Here is a 6462-nt window from a genome sequence, read left to right as displayed (position 1 = left end):
GAAGAACCTGGCCCATAGTGCCTCCTTCCAGTCGCGGGAGAAGAGTGCACCATCAAATCCTGGGATCAAACATCTAGCGTGCCCCAGCCATCCAGCAGCCTTACGGGTGCTGAGGTCGTAGCCCGAGCCTCCGCGGCGGCCTTTGGCAAGCCGCTGGTGACCAACACCCTGCGTGGCATGTTGGTCGAGGCGATGATCGACGCCGCACTGCCTGCCGGCTGGACGTGGTGCTCCGCAGATTACGAGAGCTTCGACTTTATCAGCCAAGATGGAGTGCGGCTCGAAGTGAAGCAATCTGCGGCGCGGCAGAGCTGGGCGCTAGAAGGCAGCTCGCCGAGCAAGTGCTCCTTTGACATTGCGCCCCGCACCGGGCGCTGGGATGGCCCGGTATGGATTCCCGGGATCGGGCGCAATGCCGATTTGTATGTCTTTGCCCACCATCCGGTCGCCGACCTGAGCGCCGACCACCGTGAACCGGTCCAGTGGCGCTTCTACGTCGTATCAACACATGCCTTACCGGCCACCAAGAGGATCAGCCTCAGCAAGCTGCAGGCGATGCTGGCACCCGTGGTCTATGCCGATCTCGCGGCGCAGGTGGAGGCGGTACGGTGCGCTGTATTGAGCGAGAGGTCGGCAGCCTTGGCTGATAACTAAAACACGAGCCGTCGGCGCTGGACTTCTACCGGGTAATGGATGTTCCGCGGCGAGGAACCCGGAGGCTAGCCACGGGCCCTGGCCAAGGGGGCTGGCCTCGGCGCGAGCGCCGTCCGGCCACGGCAACGGATCACATGATCAGCCGCCCTGCCGCACCCGTGACCGGCGTGCCGCTTGCGCCGAGACCCGCGCCCTCGCCATGCTAGTCATCATGTTCTGCGTCTCCGAGAGCGACGCCGCCGCGATCCGCCAAGCCTTCCTGGAAGGTGGCGAGTTTGCGGCCGCGGTGGAGCTGCGGCGACGCTTCGTCGGTATCAGCAGCAACGCCGATGCGCGGCGCTTTGTGCGGACGATCCTGGGCTGGGCATCGTCGAACGCTGCGCCGGCAGAAGTCGGCAAGGCTCAGTAGGACGAACGGCTTGTCGGCGCCCTGCCGCCGCCACCTCCGGAACACGCTGGCGTTGAGCGGCAAGGCACGTTGGACCTCAGGCCACGATGAACGGTTCGGCGAACGGGATTGTGCTGGCCGTGTAATCCAGCAGGGCAACCGCGCCACTGGCTGCTTGGAAGTCCGGCCCTTCCCCACCAGGCCGACCGATATAACGCTCCACGAACAGCAGCAGCAGATCGGGGCCGTCCTCCTGAACATCGAACATGCCCGGGTTGAACAGCTCGCCCTTCACCGCGACGTAGCCACCCAGCGGCAAGATGGCCTGCAGTCCAGCACTGTAGCCTGGGACACCGAGCTCCAGCGGCACCTCGCCCTCGAAGCGGTCAGAGGATTGCAGGCCATTGCCGACGTAGAGGCTGTCCTCGGCTTGCAGATCGGTGATCACGCTGATCAATCCGGTGACGGTGTCGCCGGGACTCAACCGGTTGTCGGCCGAATAATCTTCCACGGTATAGGAGCCGCCGCCGAAGAGGTTGAACTCATCGGCTCCGGACCCGCCAGTCATCACCGTGCCCGCGTCGGTGGTGGGCGAAAAGGCAAAATTGTAGCCTCTTAGAACGTCAGTGCCGGCGCCGCCATCGAGCACGCCTCCATCCGTGACATTGGACAGATCATCATCGCCCTCATCACCATAGGCGTAACCACCTGAGGCTGGATAGCCGTCGAGGCTTAGCGTGTCGTTGCCGGTTCCCCCACGGAGGGTGGCGGCAAAGCCGTAGCTGGTAATGGTGTCATTCCCTGCGCCGCCGAAGGCGGTATTGAGCAGGCCGTTCTCCGGCCAGCCTTCCGGGACCAACGGACCACGCAAGGCGATGGTGTCGTCGCCCGCCTCGCCAAAGACCAGGTTGCGGTCACCGGTGGCGGTGAGGGTGTCATTGCCCCGGCCACCGAACAGGATGTTGCCCCAGATGCCGCCCGGTGGCGCTTCGGCGGTGATGGTGTCATCGCCCCCCCAACCGAACACCAGCCGCAATGTGCCGTATACCTGTAGCACGTCGGCACCGCCGGTGCCGGTCACGGGCGGCTCCGCCGGCAGATCAGGGAGCCAAGGAAAGAGCGGGAGCAGTGAGCCGCCGCCGGAACAGGAGAACGCCATGCGCGAGAGCCTTTCTGGACCCGGCGCCGCTTGCCCAGGGGTTCTCCCAAGACCATTTCAGCGGAACCGTTCTACTATCGTATCGTATTTTTGGCCGTTGAGGAGACTGCTGGCGGAAAGTCGATCCCACAGCCGGGCGGGAAAATCTGAGGCAGGCGGATGCGGTCTTCCGGTGCCGCTCCATGAACGCCCGGTGTGTCGTCATGACCAGCGCTAGCGACGGTGCGGCAGCGCTGTCGACGGCAGGCTCTGACAAGGTCGGTCCCGCGGCCGCGCGGGCCTCGAATCCGCTCAGCGTCCTGCGGTTGGCCCCTCATCGTTCTCAGGCTGGATGAGTTCCACCGGCGTGACACCCAGCGCCTGCGCCACCTCGAACAGGGTCACCACCGTCGGGTTGCGCTGACCACGCTCCAGGCCGCTGAGATATTGCTGGCTCAGCCCCGACCGTTCTTCAACCTGTTCCTGGGTGAGCCCCTTTTCGCGCCGCAGACGGGCGAAGTTGCGGCCCACCAGCCGACGCATATCCATGCGCCCTGGATTGACGGCCATAGGCTGTAAAGTTTATCAACTTCTCTCTTCGTCAAGATGAGATCTTGATCAGCCTGCGCTTCCTGCCTTTCCAGGCTTGGTGGGGCGGCGCAGGAGGTCAGCAGGCTCAACTCCCAATTCCTGCGCGAGCCGCCCCACAACATCGATGCTGGCAGCATATACGCAGCGCTCGAGCGCACTAATGTAGGTGCGATCGATGTTCGCGCGATGCGCGAGCTCTTCCTGCGACAAACCAGCGGCCTTGCGGCTGCGCCGCAGATTGCTGGCAAGGACCTCTCGTATCTCCACGGATACGAGAGACCACTCTTGTCGAGTATATGAACACGGAGTATTCTCTACAAAGATGTCGGTAGGGGAGCTTACGCATCATGCGCTGGATCGGAGAAGGGAAGCCCCGCTCGGGTTCATGCTTCTCTTCGCGGTCGGCGCGAAGCCGCCGCAAGCTGGGGTCGGAGGGGTCGGCGAGCCCGATCTATAATGCGACCTGGCGAGGCTTTCACCTCAGGTCAGTTGATAACGCGGCTTCACCGTCCCACCGTCCCTTGCGGGACACCTTTCCGCTTGCGCGGAACTCGGATCAGAAAGGCAGTTCAGGCTTCCTGCACTTCCCAACGGAAATCGGTTCCATCCACCCACATGCGATGCAGCACCACGCCCATCTTGCGTGCCAGCGCGACAATGGCTTTCTTGCGGCCACGCCGTTTCACCAGGCGCATAGCCCAGGAGCGCAATGGTGTTGGCCGCGCGACGCGGGTCAGAAGAACCTGGGCGGCCTCGAACAGCGAGGCTCTCAGCAAAGGATCTCCTGCTTTGGAGATCCTGCCTGTCCAGTCCACCTCACCGGACTGGTAGCGTCTCGGCGTGAGGCCGATATGGGCGCCGACGCTGGAAGATTTCCTGAACCGGGCAGGAACATCGATAATGACGCGGTAGGTCAGGGCCACGACCGCACCGACGCCCGGCATCGTCATCAGCCTGCGACAGACGGCATCGTCCTGGGCCACCTTCAGCAGCATACTGTGCAAGCGGTCATACTGCTCCCGCATGGCACGTCGGGCAGCAAGAACTGGCTCGATGACCGCCGCGATAAAGGGATCAAAGCTGGCCAGATCCCTGATGCGTTCCTCAAAGGTCCTCGGTGTAACCTTGCCAAGCTTCAGCCCAAAGTTCTTCAAGACACCTCGCAGGTCAGCTTCGATATCCAGCAGCTTGGATTTGAGGACTTTCCTGGCTCGCAGGAGGACGTTGAGACGCTGGCTGCGCTCCGTCTTGACATGGACGGCCTTGAACAATCCGACCCGCATCATCTGCGCCAAGCCGCGAGCATCGTTGCGGTCGGTCTTGTTGAGCGTCTGGGCTCTGAGTGCCTGAGCCATATGCCGTGCTTCAACACAGATTGCGGGCAGCCCTGCCTCGATGAGCCCGGAGTACAGGTGCTGCGACAAGGGACCGGTTTCCAGGCCAATCCTGTCCAGCTCTGCAGCATAGGGCTGCAGAGCCGCGACCAGAGCTTCTGGCTCCGTTTGCGCCTTCAGTTCCCGCAGAATCCTGCCGCTGCCATCTACGACGCAAATGCTGGTTTGCTGCAGTGAGACATCCAAGCCGGCAAAACAGGTCATCTCGCAGTCCTCCTTCACCAGAGGCTTCCATTGTCGAGCCGCGAGCGATGAAGACCACCATCTATAGTATGTAAGTTGATCCGGCACGCGACGCCGCCCGTCCGCGCCAACCTGGAGGTCCCGGTATGTCACTCCGGCTCGTGGGGTCAGCCTCTGCACCGCCGCATGCCCCGTTCTTGCCGTGCCTCGTCCATCCTGACGTCTCAATGACGGACCGTCCCTCCCCGGCGGCATTGTCGCGCCGCGGAGCAGGCTGATGCGGCTGAACAGGATTCGGCTTCGCCACGTCCACCCTGGCAAGCGTCCGTTCTGGACGGGCGGACGAGAGCTGCTCACGACCAAGGAGGGGTACAGGCTGCTCAACACCCTCGAAGACGAGGAACTGAGCACGTGGGCGTTCTCCTGCCTGCGGCAACTGGCCGAGAACTTCCGGCAGCAAAAGCGGGAGCTCCTCGCCCAGGCCAAGGTGATCTTCGACGAGATGGAGCGGGCGCTCTTCGCGGAGGTGGAGGGCAATCTCGACCGCCGCTGCCTGCATTGTGGTTCCCGCGACAGGCTGCAGCTCGACCATGTCTTCCCGCGGGGCCTGAACGGGCGCGACTGCTTCTCGAACTACCAGCGGCTCTGCATCAAGTGCAACAACCGCAAGGGCCAGCGCTGGAGGGACGACCGGCCGCAGCCCTACCAAGCTCAGCTACGAGCCCGCTACGCGCTGCTGGAGGCGCTCCACCGGGAGCACTCCCGGAAGATCGAGGTCGTCATCATTCTGGCCCGAGCGCTGGATTGGCAGGGGGCCGGCAGGAAGGACCTGGCCTCCTGGCCCGCTCTGTGGCCGAAGGTCCTCGAAGGCGGGATGATCGTGGACTACGAACCGTCGGCGCTCGACTTCTATCTGAAGGGGCTTGCCTCGAGGCGCCTCATAACGATGACCTTCTCCTAGGGTCAGCGGGCGGGCACCAGGGCTCCAGCACCACCGCGTCCTCGAAGCGATAGCGCAGGATCGACACAGCCGCCGTATGATTCCCCAGCGGCCGGAGATCCTCGGGCCCGATCCCGGGATCAACCCGGTCGCCGATCAGCAAGCCCGTGATGGGGCGTGAGCCTGCTAGCCGGGCGATGGCCGGGTTGGCCAAGTAGCGGTGGAGCTGGTGGATCTCAGCCCGGCCGATCACAGCCTTCTTGAGTTCGAGCACAAAGGCCCTGTTGGCGCTTTCCACCACCAGGTCAGGGATGTCTCGTCCCGCCCGGAGGAACACACCATCCGCCGCTCGTAGCCAGACCGGATGGACCTGGACACGCCGCACGTTGCCAAACAGGTCGCCATGCTCCTGCGCCAGGATCTGCTCGACCAGGACATGCTGGAGCTGTGCTTCCGAGACAATGCCGGAGCGCCGCAGCTGCGCCGCGGTTGTATTTTCCCGTCGCTGCCCCTCAGCCACGGCGGCCAGCGTCGCCTCGTCCAGGGTGCCCAGGAAGGCATCGAGGAAACGAACCGGCAGGAACAGGTTCTTGCCGCCCGCGGTCTCCCAGATGACGGGCAGACCGTGCTGGCGGAGCACTGTGTGATAGCTCTTCTCGACGGTCACCTGGGTGACGCCGGGGCGCCCAGAGAACTGGTCCAGCACCAGCAGCCAGCGCTCCTCCGGGGTGCGGCTGAAGCCCAGATACTCGGCGGCGGCACCACGGGGATGGACGGCCCGCCCGCTGCGCTGCTCGAAGCGGATCAGGCAGGTGAAGCCATGCGCGCAGAGGGTCTGCAGCACCTGCTCCACCTCCGCAGTCAGGGACCAGCCCCGGGCCAGGTATTGTCGACCGCCCTGCCGCACCAGGAGGCCGGCGCCGGGCACCTCCTCCAGCACAAAGTCGGCGAGGGCCAGCGTCTTCGCCACCGTTATCGCCCCACACTCTGCTGCGCAGGCATTCCTAGGGTGATAGCCACCTATCGTCTACGCGCATCAGGCAAAGGCGGCGCAGGCTGGTTCAGGAGGTCACCTCGGCGGACTTCCAGCCCTGCAAAGGGAAGACGCGGTCGTAGGCCAAGTTGAAGGTGAAGGCGTAGGCCACGTAGAAGGCGGCGATCGCGAGATCCATCA

The 6462-nt window shown here is 64.0% G+C and carries 9 protein-coding genes; 3 read left to right on the top strand and 6 right to left on the bottom strand.

Translation table 11 applies throughout. The features are described 5' to 3' along the window. The first annotated feature begins 156 nt into the window (after positions 1 to 156). Both F0Q34_RS21310 and F0Q34_RS21305 read left to right on the top strand, forming a co-directional pair. Positions 157 to 654, top strand: a complete 498-nt coding sequence (locus tag F0Q34_RS21310; protein WP_149814385.1) for a hypothetical protein — start codon at positions 157 to 159, stop codon at positions 652 to 654. A gap of 199 nt (positions 655 to 853) precedes the next feature. Beyond that, entirely contained in the window at positions 854 to 1063 is a 210-nt protein-coding gene (locus F0Q34_RS21305) for a hypothetical protein (protein WP_149814384.1), read from the top strand. A gap of 76 nt (positions 1064 to 1139) precedes the next feature. Here F0Q34_RS21305 and F0Q34_RS21300 read toward each other — a convergent pair whose 3' ends face one another. The 4 genes from F0Q34_RS21300 to F0Q34_RS21285 form a co-directional block, all read right to left on the bottom strand. Beyond that, on the bottom strand, positions 1140 to 2123 hold the full coding sequence (locus F0Q34_RS21300; protein WP_149814383.1) for a calcium-binding protein: 984 nt from the start codon (positions 2121 to 2123) through the stop codon (positions 1140 to 1142). A gap of 369 nt (positions 2124 to 2492) precedes the next feature. Beyond that, positions 2493 to 2729, bottom strand: coding sequence for a helix-turn-helix domain-containing protein (locus tag F0Q34_RS21295; RefSeq protein ID WP_149814382.1), 237 nt, complete (start codon positions 2727 to 2729; stop codon positions 2493 to 2495). Positions 2730 to 2798: 69 nt separating this feature from the next. Next, a complete protein-coding gene (locus F0Q34_RS21290; protein ID WP_149814381.1) occupies positions 2799 to 3038 on the bottom strand; it encodes a helix-turn-helix domain-containing protein in 240 nt (79 codons plus the stop codon). Between the two features lie 302 nt (positions 3039 to 3340). Then, on the bottom strand, positions 3341 to 4369 hold the full coding sequence (locus tag F0Q34_RS21285) for an IS110 family RNA-guided transposase (protein WP_149814380.1): 1029 nt from the start codon (positions 4367 to 4369) through the stop codon (positions 3341 to 3343). A gap of 256 nt (positions 4370 to 4625) precedes the next feature. Between F0Q34_RS21285 and F0Q34_RS21280 the strand changes: the two genes are divergently transcribed. Then, a complete protein-coding gene (locus F0Q34_RS21280) occupies positions 4626 to 5309 on the top strand; it encodes an HNH endonuclease (protein WP_149814379.1) in 684 nt (227 codons plus the stop codon). On the opposite strand, the gene F0Q34_RS21275 is transcribed toward F0Q34_RS21280, so the two are convergent. Continuing rightward, positions 5287 to 6258, bottom strand: coding sequence for a hypothetical protein (locus tag F0Q34_RS21275; RefSeq protein ID WP_149814378.1), 972 nt, complete (start codon positions 6256 to 6258; stop codon positions 5287 to 5289). The genes F0Q34_RS21280 and F0Q34_RS21275 overlap by 23 nt on opposite strands. A 91-nt stretch (positions 6259 to 6349) precedes the next feature. After that, the gene (locus F0Q34_RS21270) at positions 6350 to 6460 is read right to left on the bottom strand and encodes a chlorhexidine efflux transporter (protein WP_241665623.1); all 111 of its coding nucleotides are present in this window, start codon (positions 6458 to 6460) and stop codon (positions 6350 to 6352) included. Positions 6461 to 6462: the final 2 nt, after the last annotated feature.

It is taken from the genome of Teichococcus oryzae (assembly GCF_008386565.1).
In the GTDB taxonomy this organism is placed as follows: Bacteria; Pseudomonadota; Alphaproteobacteria; order Acetobacterales; family Acetobacteraceae; genus Pseudoroseomonas; species Pseudoroseomonas oryzae.
The sequence above is the reverse complement of the archived record's forward strand: the minus strand, read 5'-3'. Positions and strand labels throughout refer to the sequence as shown.